Genomic DNA, 15,539 nt, shown 5'->3' on the forward strand with positions numbered 1-15,539 from the left:
AGCTTTTGCGAGCCGGCTGCCAAAACCATTCGTCGGAATGGTCGGATTGAGGTGTATCGGCATCGGCTGGGTTGATCTCCCAGGCGACAATAGTGAAAGTGGATGCCGGCGCATCCACTTTGGATTAAGTCCGTCACCTGCATTTTGACTAGGTCAACTTCTTCAGGATTTCGAGCATCGCCTCAGACTGATCCGTGTGGTGGTGGGCGAGCTTCCACGTTCCGCCCACCAGCAGGTAGACATTCGTCACGCGATGATCGATCGCGGCGGTGTGACCTGCAATGACCAACTTTCCGACCTCGACTCCTGTTTCCAACGCCATATCGGTCCCTGCGACGATCTGTTGATCTTTGAGTCTGATCTCGCCGCCACTCGCGATTTCGGAAACTTTCGTGAAGCTTGCGATCACGGCGTCGTACCCTTGATCGCGTCCGCCGATCGGATGGTGAGCAGATACTGACGCGTCTGTGACCCAAACGCTGGACATGGGTGCGGCGTCACCGGCGGCCATCTTGTTAAGCGCGTCGTAGAACTTCTCCGAAGCGGCCAGAACTTGGTTGTTTACAGACATGATGGAAATCCTTTCTTGAAGGTGATCGGGAAAATTAACGGAGAGCGTCAGAGTTCGCTCCGTGGGTAATTCGGGTGGATTGAGCTAGCTAGCAGCTACTTCTGCGCTACCACGCGTCGCGGCAAAGAATTCGGCGCGCGCGTTGGTTCTGGGATAGGGCTCGTAAGGCACCTCGACGCCAAGAAAATCACAAAGTGGTTCCCACCCGTCGGAGGAACGGAACACCAGCACCTGGCCCTTGGATTCCAGAGCTCGGGCGGCTGCAGTGTTCGCCCGGTAGGCGGCAAGGATACCATCCCTATTGGTATTCCCACCGAGCGCCTTTCCGATGATCACTTTGTCGATCATCTCGAACCAGGTGCGGCGTTCTTCGGGCCAGGATGCTTTGTCGAGGATGAGCGGCAGTATTGTCTGGGAAAAACTTGCGTACCAATCGTTCGGGTCGCGATCGGACAATATGACCTTGGCTCCAGGGAATGTCGCCAATGCATCCTGCCAGAAAGCCGAAACCGGAAAATCGACCGCAGAGCGAAAGTCCGCGAAGATGTTTGCGAAGTCCGGGCGGCCCGCCTCAGCCTCTCGCCAGAGTCTTATCTGCTCAGGATTGTCGATCACCTCGGACATGTGATGGCAACGACCGAAGCCCAGCAGTTCAAGTGCTACCTTCAGAGAGTTAGTGCCTGTCCGTCCAAATCCTGCGCCGATGATTTCGAGTGCCATGATCCAAGATATCCTTTATGAATGCAATCAATCATGACTGCTGGTTTGGTTCGTTCTGGGAGGACTTAGGCAGAAAAAGCCGCATTTAGTCCAACGAAAGGATTTCATCGTATATGAATGAAATCGATTTACATCGCGTAGATCTAAATCTTCTCGTGGTTTTTGAGGTTCTCATGGAGACCCGAAATGTGACGGCCACAGCTGAAAAGATTGGACGCACACAGTCAGCAGTGAGTCATTCCCTCGCGCGGCTCAGGGATCAACTTGGCGATCCGCTGCTCATCCGGGTCAGCGGGACGATGCAACCCAGCCCGTTTGCGGAGATGATCGTGGAAGATGTGCGCGCTATCCTGCGCAGCATCCGCAGGGTCATTGCGCCGCGGAGCCAGTTCGACCCGGCAGCCAGCGACCGGGTCTTTCGCATCGCCATGCCGACGCTGACAAGAGTGATCGCGGAAGTCTCGCATCGCGTCGAGTCTGAAGCACCCAACTTGAGAATAGAATGGCTGCCAGCCCATCACGATGTCTACCAGTCTCTCGGCGAGGGCCTTATCGACCTGGCGCATCTGGGCGGTGAACCGCGTCTGCCTGACGGACTGGAGCACCAGGTGATGGAGCCCTTCTCGTGGGTGACATTCGCGCGCCAAGATCACCCGGCATGCGACGCCTGGGGGCATGACGCTTGGCGCAGGTATCCGCACCTCATGGTCAACGTCACCAGGTCCATGCAAAATCCTTTCCCCGTTACTGCCGAGGCTAATGCCGGCGCACGACGGGTCAGCACAATGATAGGAGACTCGGCCGGCGTCGCTTCGCTGCTTGCCAAGTCAGACTTCCTTGCGACATTTCCGGCTATACTATTGGCATGGGACATGGAGGCCTTTGGACTTCGCGCATTGCGCCCACCAGTTGACCTCGGCCATGTCCCCGTTCGGTTCTTCTGGAGTTCCCGGTTGGCCAACGATGCCGGCGGCATCTGGATCCGGTCAATTGTGATTGAAGCATATCGTCGCTTGCAGGATGAAGCGGAAGCCAAGTTGAACCGAAACAACCTTCTCCAACCGGATGGATGATGTGAGCTGCTCCCCGATCATTGGACAGTTTTCGACGTACATGCTCGGACTCCACAACACGTTCGATCTTTGCAGGAAATGCGAGATCGTTGTAGCGCCAACTCTCGGCCCCAGTCGTTCATTGTGTGGCTGCACGACATGTCTGGAGAGTATCGGTGCAATGGTATGAACGTTTAGTCGCGGAAGAGCATTTTCGTTCTGTCACTCGTGTTTTGGTAGTGGATTGGTTTACACTCAACACTGGATGTATGCAGTTTCCTGCTGACGCTTTCAGACTCTGCGGTCAGGAGAGCATATCTTGAGCTGCAACTTTTTGTGTTACTTTTTGTGCTACATTTTAAGCCTTGAATGTCGCTAAGTTATTGAAAAGAAAAGAGTGGAAGCCGCTGATGAGTCTTCTTGACCGCACCAATGTCTCAAAAAGAAATTTTAAACCATTGAAAATCAATATGTATCCGGTTGCGTAGCTACGCGTTTCGAGCAGCTCTGGCGCTGTGCAGTTCCCTGATATTTTCGATCTGGCTTTGTTTCGGGAATCTGTCGTTTCGGCCTTGTTTGTATTCGGCGACGCCGAAATCTGGCTTTGTTTCGGTAAATTGCGATTCAGACTTTGTCTGCGGTTCTCAAGCCGCTGCTGATTTGGGTTTGTTTCGGGAATTCGGGTTTTGCGCGTTCTCCTGCGAGTCAGCCGCACCCACTGGCTTTGTTTCGGGAATCCGGAAAATCCATCTTTGTCCGCTGAATGTGGTCGTCGTGACGTCTGTGCTTATCCCACGTCATAGCACAAAAGCGAGGCCGATGCAGTATCTATGTTCTATTTATGTTCCATATTATGCGCTGCGGAGCCTGCCTGACGCCGGATCGACTTAAGCGCTGGTATTAGCATCGTCGCGCGGTCTACAGTCTAAAAATCCGTCTGATATGACCTGTTGCCCCAGGAAAGGGATAGAAATGAACGCAGAGGCCGGCGACGCACCACTAGAATTTTCCAAATTCCGTGATCCCAGCCTGCATGATTTCGAGATCAGGCAGGTTTCCTGTTCATTCGAGAGAGTGTCTCTCCAACTCGAACTGGAGGAGAGGAAGAAACTCCGAATGGATCTGTTTGGCGTCCATGCGATTGCCTTCTGCGTCGAGCACCCGAAAAATGTCATTTTCGATTGCTTCTATACCGAGATTGATCAATCCAACCTCAACGCCGTCAAATCCCGGTTCAGGTATATCTTCAGCGGGGAAGAAATCATCGGAAAATTGTTTGTAGCCATGGATTTCAGCACGCCGTCCGAATTTGGCTGCATATGCGACCGGCTCGAGGTCAGGGAATAAGACCAGATGTTTGTTTTCCGGATTTTCATCACGCTACCCATACTTCTTCTCGCTGCCGGCGTATGTTTTGCAGGCAGTTATGAGCAGGGAACGGACGCCTATAATCGCGGCGACTACGAACTAGCGAGGAAACTCTATGAGGAAGGCGCTGAAAATGGCTCGGCGGAGGCAATGACCGGATTAGCGCTTATGTACGCATCCGGCATAGGGGCGCCGCAAAGCAACCGCAAGGCCGTTTTCTGGTATCAAAAGGCGGCGGAGAAGGGAGACATGCCGGCGCAATACAATCTGGCGATCATGTATGAACGCGGCGCTGGTGTGGAGAAAGACTTCAAAGCGGCGGCGAGATGGTTCCGCGAAGCCGCCAATCAGGGTCTTGACCGCGCGCAATACGGTCTCGCTCTGTCGTACGAGATTGGAAGAGGTGTGGAGCAAGACGATGTGGAAGCGGTCCGCTGGTATCGAAACGCTGCAAATCAGGGTCTACAAATCGCGCAATTGGCGCTTGGCATGATGTATTCCCTGGGCAAGGGCGTGCCGGCCAACGAAACTGCCGCCGCTATCTGGTTTCGATTGGCTGCTGATCAAGGATCGCCTGAAGCGCAAATGTCCCTATCCGTCATGTATCTGTACGGCGCCGGCGTCAAACAGGACAACGAGTTAAGCCTACATTGGATGCTCAAGGCGGCAGAGCAGAACAATTCCGAAGCCTATTTCATGCTAGGAGATCGCTACGAGGTCGGCAAGGGTGGCGTAGCCGATCCTGTAGAGAGTTACATGTGGTATTCCCTGGCTATCGATCAGGATCACGCCGAAGCTGCTCTAAACCGCGCGCTACTTGCCGAGACCATGACGCCAGAACAAATCTCCAGAGCCGAAGCAATGGCTCGGGACTGGAGGAATAAGCATAATCAGTGAACTGCAGCCGTTGTCATGCCTGCGTGCCTCTTCCTCACCAGCACGGTTCGCTCCGAGCGATACGCCACATTCCCAAACTCCCATGGAACTCACTCGCGCTCTCCTCGTTATCACCTGCGATAAGAAGGAGACCTCATCACATGAAACAATGGCTGATATTGGTGTTCGCCGCATTCGCAATTGCAGGCTGCACTCCGACTGAGAAGGGCGCTGCGATCGGCGCTGGAACTGGCGCCGTCGTCGGCGGCATCGCTACTGGCAATGTACAGGGCGCCGCAGTTGGCGCGGCTGTTGGCGGCGTTGCGGGCGCTGTGATCGGCCGTGTGTCCGAAGGCTCGAACCGGTGCTACTATCGCGACCGTAATGGCCGACGTTACGTCGACGCCTGTCCGTCCGGATATTGATACAGGCCAACGTTGATCACAGTTTTTGAGGCTTGCCGGTCGTACTGGCCGTTACGCCTCTTTTTGGTGTCTTTATGAGCCCTCAGGCCCGTGACTTCAGTCACGTGCCTCTTCTGCTATGGCGTTGTAATGTCATCGGGTCTTCCAGCTTAACTCAGACGCTTTTAGCGAAGTGCAGTTTGCAGTGATTGCAGCACAGTCAGAGATGCGGGTGGGAACAAATTCAATAACATCAATAATAATTGCAGAATCGTGTCAATTGGATCGCACATGTTCAAATAATTGAGCGGTAAAAAGCGCGCAATAAACATTATTAAGATATAATATAAACAACAATAAATACATGATTCAAAACAATAAAATGCAATAAAAAATATACAGAACATAATTATTGAGTTCGATAAGTATTTTTGCAATAGTAAGTTATGTACGGGGGTCTATTGCAGATGAAAAGCTATTTCGCAGGTATATGTAGTGTTGTTTTTCCGATGGTTATATCAGTGTCCGGAGCAGCCTTCGCAGGAGACTGGGAGGGAGATACTTCGGGAGACTGGGATGACGCCAGTAACTGGGTCGGCGATGCTGCGCCAGTCGATGGAACGAGTATAAATATCGACATCGTTGCTGAAGATCCGCTCAATGCGGCCAGCATCACGTCTGCGACAACCAACAATGTCCTTCCGGGATCCGCGCTGTTTGTTGGCGTTTTGTCGGGAAGCGACGCCGAACTGACGATTTCCGATGGCGGGCAACTGCAGGTCAAAACCGGTGATATTGGCGCCAACATGGGTGCAACGGGCGCTGTAACCGTTACCGGAACAGGATCCGTGTGGACAATGTCCGGTCAACTCAACGTCGGCGCCGACGGCACAGGAACCATGACTATCGCTACTGGCGGTGTCGTCAGCAGCCTTCGCGGCTCGATTGGATCCTATCCGGACTCGAACGGCGCGGTCACCGTCACCGGCGAAGGGTCGAACTGGACAAATGATGAAAGCGTTGTTGTCGGTTTCAGCGGCAATGGCGTTCTGGAGATTTACGACGGCGGAACGGTTGAAGGTGCTGAAGGATATGTGGGCGCCGGTGTATCCGGTTCCGGTTCTGTCATCGTTTCAGGCGCGGGTTCAAGCTGGATGAACAGCAGCGCGCTGGCTGTAGGTTATGGAGGTTCAGGCTCCCTTCTTGTCGAGAATGGCGGACAGGTGACCAGCGCCAGCGGCGTGATTTCCGATATGGACGGATCTTCCGGCGAGGCGATCGTGACGGGAGAAGGGTCCGCCTGGACGATGGACGGCGAACTCCGCGTGGGATCCGGCGATGACGGATCGCTGACGATCGCCGACGGCGGATATGTGTCCAGCGCTGGCGGAAACATCGGATACGAAGCCGGCGCGACAGGAAATGCGACGGTCACAGGCGCCGGTTCAACTTGGTTCAACGGAACGGGAGCCAATGCAAAAATCGTGTATATCGGTTATTTCGGCAGCGGCGAGTTGACGATCGAGGACAGCGGTCAAATGGACGGAGGGGTGTTGTACATGGCAACGGCGCCTGACTCCTATGGTCGCTTGACCGTGACCGGGCCGGACTCTGCCTGGACCAACCACTTACTCAGCCAAATAGGCATCCAGGGAACTGCCGAGATTCTGATTGAAGACGGAGGAACGATTACCCAGGGCGAAGGAAATGTTTTCCTCGGGGTTTCTTCTGTCGGAATTGGCGCCGTCACGGTAACGGGCGCCGGTTCAGCCTGGACGAACATGTATTTTTTCGGTGTTGGCGATCAGGGTACAGGATCGCTGACCGTTTCGAATGGCGGACTGGTCAGCGGACGAATTGCAATGTTTGTCGGGAGCGGCGCTGGTTCAGACGGCACAGTCAATGTCGGCGCCGCCGCGGGCGAAGCGCCAATGGCGCCTGGCGTCATCGACTTTCCGAGCTTTGAATTTTATTCTGGCGACGGAAGGCTCGTTTTCAATCATACCGACGAAACGGGCGACTACGAATTCACCCCGTCTATCACCAGCGGCGCCGGAGCCGCGACGATCGCGCACTACGCCGGCTTCACGCGCCTGACCGGAGACGGAAGCGCCTATGCGCGCGCCACCGACGTCCATGGCGGCACGCTTGCAATCGACAACATGCTGGGCGGTCAGGTCAACGTCCTGAGCGGCGGCGCGCTGACTGGGACTGGCGTCGCCACCGGCAACGTGACCTTCAATTCCGGCTCGACCTACCTGGTCGACATGGACGGCTCGACCGATCCGCAAGGACTGACCGTGAGCGGCCTGGCGACGCTGGACGGCTCCGTCGTGATCGAGGGCGATTACATGGAGGTTGCTGGAGAAGGACCGGTCGTGATCCTGACGACCGACACGACCCTGACGACGACCTTCGACAGCGCTGAAGTGGCTTCGGTGTTCTTTACGCCGAGCCTAAGCTACGAGATGGACGGCGGGACAGACTATGTCTACGTGTCGATCGAACAGGACAAGACGTTCTCCGATTTTGCCGACACCCGAAACCGCCTTGCGGTCGCCGGGGGCCTGGAGAGCCTGGCTTCCGACAATCCGCTGGCGGCGACCATGCTGACGCTGACCAACGAAGGGGTTGTCGTCGACGCCTATGACCAGCTTTCCGGAGAAATCCACGCCTCGCTGAAGGGCGCGCTCATTGAGAACGGCCAGCAGGCGGTGAAAGCCATCAACAACCGCATTCACGACGCCTTCGAGGCCGACGCCAACAGTTCGGTCGCGGCCTATGGCGATACCCACGATCCGGCGAGCGGCTTTTGGATCACCGGTTACGGCGACTGGATGTCGACGGAGGCTACCGGCAACACGGCTGCGATGGACAATGCGCTTTACGGCGTGATCGCCGGCATTGACCACCGGTTCGGCGACCATTTCCGTTTCGGCGTCCTCGGCGGGTACAGCCGCACCGATACGACGATTGACGCGTTGTCATCGGAAGCGGAAGCCGACAGTTACACGATTGGCCTGTATGGTGGAGCGGACAACGGTCAGGCGGGGTTGAGCCTTGGCGCGCTGTATACGTGGCATTCGATCGACAGCAGGCGTTACGTCACCAATCCGGTGACGGAAGAACTGGCGGCCGACTATGACGCGGGTTCGTTCCAGCTGTTCGCCGAAGCCGGATACAAGGTGGCGATGGAGCAGGCGACGCTCGAGCCTTTCGCCGGCGTCTCCTACATCAATCTGCAGACGGATTCCTTTGCCGAGAGCGGCGGCCTCGCCGCGCTCTCGTCGCCCTCGCAGTCGACCAGCACCACCTTCACGACGCTCGGCCTGCGTTCCTCCATGACGTTCGCCTCGAACGTCCACGCTCGCGGCATGATCGGCTGGCGCCACGCTTTCGGGGATGTCGATCCTGCCTCAACCATGACGATTGGCGGGGGAAGCCCGTTCACGATTGTTGGCGCGCCGATTGCGCAGGACGCGGCCGTCGTTGAAGCGGGCATTGATATCAAAGCCGGCCAGAACGTCATGATCGGCGCGTCCTACGAGGGCCAGTATGGCGACGGCGCCATCGCCAATGGTTTCAACGCGCGCTTCCTCGCGACATTCTGAGGGCCGGAACGGCGCGCGACTAGGTCCGATTACGCGCCTTCGTTGCTTTTCCGACTGTGCGCGGCTTCGAAAAGTCGGCTTCGTCTTCCAACTGGCCTGAGGGATTGGGTCCAGCCGTTGTGAACGCGCTGGCCCAGTCGCCGAGTTTTTCGGCGAAATCCGGCCAGGCGCGCATGTCTTCGTCATCGCGGTACATCGAAAACGGCCGCAGCGTGCTTTCGTAGAAATCAATCTGCTCATGCCTGCGGTACTGGCGGGGCTCATAGCGATCCCAGTGGCAGAGCTGGTCCAGCGGACGGCGGTAGCGCCGGTCCTGTTCGGCTACGGGAAAGCCGACCGGAATGGTCCCGTAGGCTTTCATCCACTCCGGATAGCCGAGCAGGGCGCTGAGCTCGCGATTGGTGGCGTCTTCGCCGCCGCCGGAGAGCCACGCCGACGTCAGACCTTCGGCGGTGACGCCAAGCTGGATGTTCTGGATCACGGCGCCCAGCGAGCAGAGAAAGATCGCTTCATTGTTGTCCTGGTATTCCTCGTCCCATTCGGGACTGGTCGCCTGGGGAAAGCAAACCTTCCAGCGCGGATCGCCGATCACAATGATGATCGCGACGGTGTTGGACAGGTAGTTCTTGGAGACGGCCGGAAACCCCTTTGCATGGTCGCGAAGCCGCTGCGCCTGGCGCAGGAAGACCTGGCGGACTTCCTCGCGCATTGCCGGGTCGTGAACGACGATGCAGTCCCAGCATTGCACATTGGCGCCCGACGGCGCCCAGCGGCCGCACTCGACGATCCGCTCCAGCACGTCACGGCCGATTTCCTTACCCTTGACGAATTTGCGCGTGCTGCGCCGGCTTTCAACGACATCGCGAAAATCGCTCGTCTTGCCCTCAACTGTCATTGTTTCCTCCTTTTTGCTGCAGGCTACTCCGGCAAGCCGGCCGCAGCGAGGTCTTTTACGAGGGCGGCGAGATAATCGGAATGCATGTTTTTCCAGTTCTTCTTCAGGTGACTGATCGTGACGCCCGGCCAGGCTTCGTGCAGTCTGGCGATGATATCTGAGGCCTCCTGCAATCGCTCCTGCCGGACAAGGGTTGCAGCATAGATCATGGGCCCCACGGGGCCGGTCTGTTGTCCGGCCGCGACGTGATGGCCGACCCTTGCCGCCTCGTCGATGTCGCCAAGCATGTAAAGGCAGATGCATTTCATGACCTGCTTGAACTCGCGGAACGGGCCCTTGGGACTGAGCCGTATCGACATGTCGATGGGCGCGAGCGCGGCATTGGCGTCGCCATTCCAGATATGCGCCAGCGCAAGGCACATGACGGCCATGGAGGAACTCGGATTGAGCGCCACGGCTTCCTCCGCCTGATCAATCGCCAGTTCGGTTTGACCCTGAAGCATCAGCACCCTGCTGAATGCAACGCGCGGCAGGCTGTCCGTCTCGTCGAGTGAAACCGCCAGCGTCGCCTCCTGGTTCGCTATTTCCATATCTGTTTCCGGGGTATCGGTGACGCACACGGTGACGTCGCGGCAAAGAATGATCGCCCGAAGAGCGCGGGCTGCGCTGTAATTGGGCGCGTCCTTGATGATGCCGGTCAGGAGCCGCTTGGCGTGTTCCGTGTGATCGTCCGTCGCTCGATAGACATGCCATAGCGCGTCCTGATAGCGTTCCCAGACGCCCAGATGTTCGGCAGAGCGTTGCGTGCGCTGTCGCTCGGTGAGCTTGAGTTGGGAATCGATATTGGCTGCTATGGTGTCGGCGATCTGCTCCTGCAGGTCAAAGACGTCGACAATGTCGTCATCGAACCGTTCCGCCCAGATGTGCTGGCCGGTGCGAGCGTCGATCAGCTGAACGGAAATGCGAATGCGTGAGCGAGCCTTGCGCACGCTTCCGGTCACGACGTAATGCACGCCGAGTTCCTGTCCGATGCGCACGACGTCGGCTTCCTGATCCTTGTAGGAGAAGGACGATCCGCGCGAGATGACCATGAGCCAGTCGACATGCGAAAGCGCCGTGATGATCTCCTGCGTGACGCCGTCGGAGAACCGCTCCTGGCGGACGTCTCCGCTGAGGTTCTTGAACGCCAGCACCGCTATCGACAGCTTTGTCGGCAGCGGAGGATGCTCGGTCTCGCGGTGTCTCGACACGTGAGGCGCGGCACTTTGGGGCGACGCAACCGAAGTCGCCACGACAGGTTCGGACGACGGGCTGGACAGGATGAAATTCGACCCGTGTTTCGGCCAGTCGACGGAATTGTGATTGAGGTAATACTTGAGGTTTTCCGCCGCAAACAGAAAAGCCATGCGACGGCTTTTGCCGGGCAACATCTTGTGGGTGAAGTTCAATCCCGCTGCGACCCGCGCAAGCAGGTACTGGTTCTGCATATAGGAAATGCGTGACTGATGGTGGTCCCGCACCCAGTCAGTCAGACCGTTTTGCCACTCCTTCATCAGTTCAAGCAGGCCGAGATCGTCGCCTCTGGGATCGATGGTCGTGCTTTGATCTTCGAAGGGCCTCAGATGATAGAGAAGCGACTGCCAGTTCGCCGCGTCGGTGTATTCGCGAGACATCAGCAGGTGGCTGATCTCGAAATAGGCGTGGTCATAGAACAGGAACTGGTTGTTCTCGTACATGGCCAGATCGATGAGGTAGTAGGTTGTCGGGCTGTTCTTCGCCGTGCTTGCCAGGACATTGTACCCGTGGAGGTCTCCGTGGGATTGTCCCATGACGGCGCGCAATCTCAAGCGACTGCCGAAATCGGCGTCTCTTGCCGTAAACGCCAAAGGATTGGGATACCAGCGGCCTTCGAAAACGAAGCTGCTGTCATCGGGCGCGACGCCGCATGTGTGGTTCACGAAAGCGTGGATGCGTCCACCATTGTCGGGATCTATCCGGTAGTCGAGCCAGCTCCACAACAGGTCCTGCGGCGATCGAAGCCCTTCAGAAAAAGTATGGCCTGCGTTCCAGCCCTCGAGCAGGCCGAGCGACATGTTCAGCACGACGCTCAATTGTCTCCTGTGCGAACATTCCGCCCAGGGAGTGGCGAATTCCAGTCCCTGGCCGGCGATCGTGGACAGAATGGCCAGGCTGTCGCCGTGATGCAGGGTGTGCAGGATCTTCGGCAAATGGGTTTCAGCGTATTCGGGAGCTGTTTCGAAGGCGAGTTGATGCCGCTCGTCCTCGTCGCGTTCCTTTTTCCCGGAATCGCTCGAATGGTCGAATTTCAGGATCGCCTGGCCGTTGAACTCGTTGCTGTTGATGTCAGTCGTATAGACCGCGGCGCCGGATTTGCCGCTGAGCTTGTGGTGAAGATAGATCTCGTTGCCCACGCCCCATTTTTCCTGAAGCAACGGTTTCAGGTCCAGATAGGCTTCTGGCCACGGAAGCCCGAGATGAGCATTCGCGCTTTCTTCTCCCATGGCGTCTCTCCAAAAGGCAATCTTGACCGGAAAAATCAGGCGTTGATGAATATGAGGCGCTTACGCGCCACGCCTTCCGGGAACGTTCGATACATCAGCTAATTTCCGGCCAGAATCAACCTTTCAAAGAGATTCTTTCAGGTCATTTGGCGCTCGTTGTCTCCGGCGCCGCCGAATGATAAACGAACAGCAAGGGGCAAAATGTGTTGGTTTGGAGCGGTTCCAGGGAGAGGCGGCCGATGGCGGCGTTGTTTTATCTTGAAAAGTTCGAAACGGCGGAAACAGCGCAATGAATGTTGCGTTGTGGCTGAAAAGGGCGGCGCAGCTTTATCCGCACGCGCCGGCGCTCCTGAAGGGCGAGCGCGTTGTCGCCACCTATGAAGAGTTCTACCGCCGCGCCAAAGGACTGGCGGGCGCCTTGCAGTCCCAATACACGATCGGCGAGGGTGACCGCGTCGCCATCTTCATGGCGAATTCGACCGAATATCTGGAGGTCATGAACGCCGTATGGATCGCTGGCGCCACAGTGGTGCCGATCAATGCGAAACTGCATCCCCGCGAGGCGGCCTGGATCATCGAGAATTCCGGCGCCAAACTCATCATCAGCGCCGGCAAGGATCTGGCCGGGATCAGCAAGGAGGCCACCGTCGCCGGGCTGCCCCTGATCGATGTCAACAGCGACGCTTACGTCGGCTTCTACGACGCGGATCCTGTCGCCGAACCGCTGCGACAGCGTCACAGTAATATCGCCTGGCTGTTCTACACGTCCGGAACGACGGGTCGTCCGAAGGGCGTGATGCTGACCCATGGCAATATGCTTGCAATGACGCTGACCTATTTCAGCAGCGTGGACGACACCAGCCATTCCGACTGCACGCTCTATGCCGCCCCGATATCGCATGGAGCGGGATGCTACAGCTTCGCCTTCACCTTGCGCGGCGCGCGCCACATCGTACCGGAGTCCGGAGGCTTCGATCCCGGAGAAATCGTGGCGCTCGCGCCCGGATTGAAGAACATATGCATGTTCGCCGCACCGACGATGGTGCGTCGCCTGGTGGAGCATGCAAAATCGGTTGGCTATGACGGCGAGGGGCTAAAGACCGTGGTTTATGGCGGCGGCCCCATGTATGTGGCCGATATTATCGAGGCGGTAGACGTGCTTGGACCGCGCTTCGTGCAGATATATGGCCAGGGCGAGAGCCCGATGACGATTACCGCGCTCTCCCGTGAGTTGATTGTCGACAGGACGCATCCGCGATGGCGCGAGCGCCTGGGCTCGGTCGGGGTGGCGCAAACTTCTGTCGAAGTCATCGTTGCTGACGAGGAAGGCAATGAATTGCCCCATGGAGTAATCGGCGAAATCCGGGTGTACGGAACCCCGGTCATGAAAGGCTATTGGGAAAACGAAGCCGCGACCCGCGAAACGATCCGCGACGGCTGGCTGCGCACTGGCGACCTAGGGACGATGGACGAGGATGGTTTCGTCACCCTGCACGACCGGTCCAAGGACATGATCATTTCAGGGGGAACCAATATCTATCCCCGTGAAGTCGAAGAGGCGTTGCTGACGCACCCCTCCGTGGCGCAGGTGTCGGTCGTCGGCAGACCTGATCCCGAATGGGGGGAAACGGTCGTCGCCTTCGTCGTGGCCGAAAAGGGACAGACACTGGACGACGCCGAACTGGACCGGCATTGCCTCGATCAGATTGCGCGGTTCAAGCGGCCGAAAGAATATGTCCACCTGCCGGATCTGCCCAAGAACGCTTATGGCAAGGTGCTCAAGACGGAACTGCGGCAAATGCTGGCGAAGGACAGCTAGCCGGAGGTTGGCGTCTCTCCATCGGCCTCACATGCTTTCGGCAACAGGTTCGGCGTGGCGGCTTTGGTGATCACGTAGAGGGGTCTGCTTCTGTGGTCCATGCGGCAACCGACCAGATCGGAGCGACGATCAAGGATCGCGCGGACGTTGCGTCTCTTCCATTTGTCGATGATCCAGATACGTCCATGGCTGTTGATCGACACATCAATCAAGTCTTCCAATTCTTCGTACGATCCGGGACCCGGCAACGCCTCGATGTTCTCATCAAGCGAAAATTCGTAGTCGAGTATTATCTTTACCATAAGAGCGCGGTTGGAAGGATAGACCACCACCCGGTCGGAGTCATGACGCGCATTCAGCACCACCTCGACAGCATTGCGCCAGAGTATCCGGGCATGAGGCCAGAAATGCGCGTTGAATGCCTGCAGTATGAGACATGAGAGCAGGATCAGGAGTAAGCCCGCGCCAATGCGCTTGCGCCAGAGATAGTCGACGCTGATGGCGATCAGCCCGAACAAGCCTGGCGTTGTCAGATAGAAATAGCGCTCGACCATCAAGCTGGTCTTGAAACTGATCAGGACATAAAGAATGGGCAGGACAATCGCGGCCGGCACGGCCGTCCAGAACAACGCTCTGTGCCGGGATCGCCGCAGGAAGGCGCCCAGAACAAGCGCAACGCCGGCTATGGCGATGGCCGCTTCCAGTGTCCGGGAAGCGCTTGTCCATGATGGATCGACTGACGAGAATGTGCCGGATGTGACCCGGATCAGACTCTCCATCGAAAGGGGAAATCTCCTGTCCGCCCAATAGGCGCCGGATTTGCGGATGATCGCCGACGACAGCAGCCAGGAAAAAAGCGCCGCCGACGCCAGGCCCGGCAGCATCGCTCGCCACCATTTGGCGACGAATTGCCTGTTTCGTCTGAGATCTGCATTGAGCAGCGGCGTGAGCGACAACGCCGCCACGTAAAGCGCCCCCGACATGAGAACCGCCGGGGCAAGCGCGGTGGTGACGGAGAGAATAATCCAATGCGGGATCGGGGCTTCCTGCTGGCCGGCCGCCTCCGGTTCATTGGCAAGCGCGCGCGAGAGAATGACGAGCAGGCTGGCCATGCCCAGCATCATGAGCATCGCGAGCAATGCGTAGGGCCTGGCGAAATGCGCGAGAAAGATCCATCCCGGACACGTCATGAGGCCGATCGCGTATATATTGGCGATCCGTGTTGACGTAACGGCGCCAAGCGCTGCGACCATCACACCCAGTCCAAGCGCCGAGAAAAGCGCCGAGGGATAACGAAGGATGTGGGGATCGTCGCTTATGGAATAGAGCGGTTTAATGAGCCAGAAATAGACTGGCGAATGCGTCGCCCCCAGGCGCTCGCGGACGATTTCCGACCAGGTTTCCTGAATGACGCGGTATGTGATCAGCTCGTCTGAGTGAAACTCGAGATTGCCGTTGGTCGAGACAAGCAGGACAAGCGCGATGAGTCCCCAGACAAGACCGAGGTATAAAGACGCGTTGACCGGTCGAGCGGTCTTGGTTTGCACGCTCAATTTTCTCGCGCCAAGGTTGCTTCGGGAGTGGGAAACTTGGAAAACTCGCACTTAAAAGTTGCAAAAACAAACGCCTCAGCAGGCTCTGGGTGGGGACGGTATTGTTATTCCGGTTGAAATGACAGTAGCAACTGTTCTATCCAGCAAT

The 15,539-nt window shown here is 57.3% G+C and carries 11 protein-coding genes; 6 read left to right on the forward strand and 5 right to left on the reverse strand.

Going from position 1 to position 15,539, the window contains the following annotated elements; all coding sequences use genetic code 11:
• Positions 1-148: 148 nt before the first annotated feature.
• Together AAFN47_RS01695 and AAFN47_RS01700 are read right to left on the reverse strand one after the other, a co-directional pair.
• On the reverse strand, positions 149-571 hold the full coding sequence (locus tag AAFN47_RS01695; protein ID WP_499807470.1) for a nuclear transport factor 2 family protein: 423 nt from the start codon (positions 569-571) through the stop codon (positions 149-151).
• Between the two features lie 84 nt (positions 572-655).
• On the reverse strand, positions 656-1,291 hold the full coding sequence (locus AAFN47_RS01700; protein ID WP_499807472.1) for a sulfotransferase family protein: 636 nt from the start codon (positions 1,289-1,291) through the stop codon (positions 656-658).
• Between the two features lie 113 nt (positions 1,292-1,404).
• On the opposite strand from AAFN47_RS01700, the gene AAFN47_RS01705 reads away from it, so the two are divergent.
• The 5 genes from AAFN47_RS01705 to AAFN47_RS01725 all read left to right on the forward strand — a co-directional run bounded on the left by AAFN47_RS01705 (position 1,405) and on the right by AAFN47_RS01725 (position 8,602).
• Complete coding sequence (locus AAFN47_RS01705; protein ID WP_499807473.1) at positions 1,405-2,364, forward strand: LysR family transcriptional regulator; 960 nt, start codon at positions 1,405-1,407, stop codon at positions 2,362-2,364.
• A gap of 951 nt (positions 2,365-3,315) precedes the next feature.
• Positions 3,316-3,690: a hypothetical protein gene (locus AAFN47_RS01710; RefSeq protein ID WP_499807475.1), complete on the forward strand. Its 375-nt coding sequence runs from the start codon at positions 3,316-3,318 to the stop codon at positions 3,688-3,690.
• 6 nt (positions 3,691-3,696) lie between these two features.
• Positions 3,697-4,608 (forward strand): SEL1-like repeat protein, encoded by a 912-nt coding sequence (locus AAFN47_RS01715; protein ID WP_499807477.1) that lies wholly within the window; start codon positions 3,697-3,699, stop codon positions 4,606-4,608.
• 140 nt (positions 4,609-4,748) lie between these two features.
• Positions 4,749-5,012, forward strand: a complete 264-nt coding sequence (locus AAFN47_RS01720; protein WP_499807478.1) for a YMGG-like glycine zipper-containing protein — start codon at positions 4,749-4,751, stop codon at positions 5,010-5,012.
• Positions 5,013-5,512: 500 nt separating this feature from the next.
• On the forward strand, positions 5,513-8,602 hold the full coding sequence (locus tag AAFN47_RS01725) for an autotransporter domain-containing protein (RefSeq protein WP_499807480.1): 3,090 nt from the start codon (positions 5,513-5,515) through the stop codon (positions 8,600-8,602).
• 19 nt (positions 8,603-8,621) lie between these two features.
• Here the strand turns inward: AAFN47_RS01725 and AAFN47_RS01730 are convergent, their stop codons facing one another.
• Together AAFN47_RS01730 and AAFN47_RS01735 are read right to left on the reverse strand one after the other, a co-directional pair.
• Positions 8,622-9,497, reverse strand: a complete 876-nt coding sequence (locus AAFN47_RS01730; RefSeq protein WP_499807482.1) for a nitroreductase family protein — start codon at positions 9,495-9,497, stop codon at positions 8,622-8,624.
• A gap of 23 nt (positions 9,498-9,520) precedes the next feature.
• The gene (locus AAFN47_RS01735; RefSeq protein ID WP_499807484.1) at positions 9,521-12,019 is read right to left on the reverse strand and encodes a hypothetical protein; all 2,499 of its coding nucleotides are present in this window, start codon (positions 12,017-12,019) and stop codon (positions 9,521-9,523) included.
• A 289-nt stretch (positions 12,020-12,308) separates the two neighbouring features.
• On the opposite strand from AAFN47_RS01735, the gene AAFN47_RS01740 reads away from it, so the two are divergent.
• Positions 12,309-13,838, forward strand: coding sequence for a class I adenylate-forming enzyme family protein (locus tag AAFN47_RS01740; RefSeq protein ID WP_499807486.1), 1,530 nt, complete (start codon positions 12,309-12,311; stop codon positions 13,836-13,838).
• On the opposite strand, the gene AAFN47_RS01745 is transcribed toward AAFN47_RS01740, so the two are convergent.
• Positions 13,835-15,385 carry a hypothetical protein gene (locus AAFN47_RS01745; RefSeq protein ID WP_499807488.1) on the reverse strand — a complete coding sequence of 517 codons (1,551 nt, stop codon included), beginning with the start codon at positions 15,383-15,385 and terminating at the stop codon, positions 13,835-13,837. The two genes, AAFN47_RS01740 and AAFN47_RS01745, sit on opposite strands and share 4 nt — an antisense overlap.
• Between the last annotated feature and the right edge of the window lie 154 nt (positions 15,386-15,539).

This window comes from Hoeflea sp. CAU 1731 (genome assembly GCF_039888615.1).
In the GTDB taxonomy this organism is placed as follows: Bacteria; Pseudomonadota; Alphaproteobacteria; order Rhizobiales; family Rhizobiaceae; genus Flavimaribacter.

Excerpts from the sequence above, each read along its gene's own strand:
- AAFN47_RS01695 (WP_499807470.1), bottom strand. The coding sequence starts at position 571 with ATGTCTGTAAACAACCAAGTTCTGGCCGCTTCGGAGAAGTTCTACGAC.
- AAFN47_RS01730 (WP_499807482.1), bottom strand. The coding sequence starts at position 9,497 with ATGACAGTTGAGGGCAAGACGAGCGATTTTCGCGATGTCGTTGAAAGC.
- AAFN47_RS01710 (WP_499807475.1), top strand. The coding sequence starts at position 3,316 with ATGAACGCAGAGGCCGGCGACGCACCACTAGAATTTTCCAAATTCCGT.
- AAFN47_RS01715 (WP_499807477.1), top strand. The coding sequence starts at position 3,697 with ATGTTTGTTTTCCGGATTTTCATCACGCTACCCATACTTCTTCTCGCT.
- AAFN47_RS01720 (WP_499807478.1), top strand. The coding sequence starts at position 4,749 with ATGAAACAATGGCTGATATTGGTGTTCGCCGCATTCGCAATTGCAGGC.
- AAFN47_RS01735 (WP_499807484.1), bottom strand. The coding sequence starts at position 12,019 with ATGGGAGAAGAAAGCGCGAATGCTCATCTCGGGCTTCCGTGGCCAGAA.
- AAFN47_RS01700 (WP_499807472.1), bottom strand. The coding sequence starts at position 1,291 with ATGGCACTCGAAATCATCGGCGCAGGATTTGGACGGACAGGCACTAAC.
- AAFN47_RS01740 (WP_499807486.1), top strand. The coding sequence starts at position 12,309 with ATGAATGTTGCGTTGTGGCTGAAAAGGGCGGCGCAGCTTTATCCGCAC.
- AAFN47_RS01705 (WP_499807473.1), top strand. The coding sequence starts at position 1,405 with ATGAATGAAATCGATTTACATCGCGTAGATCTAAATCTTCTCGTGGTT.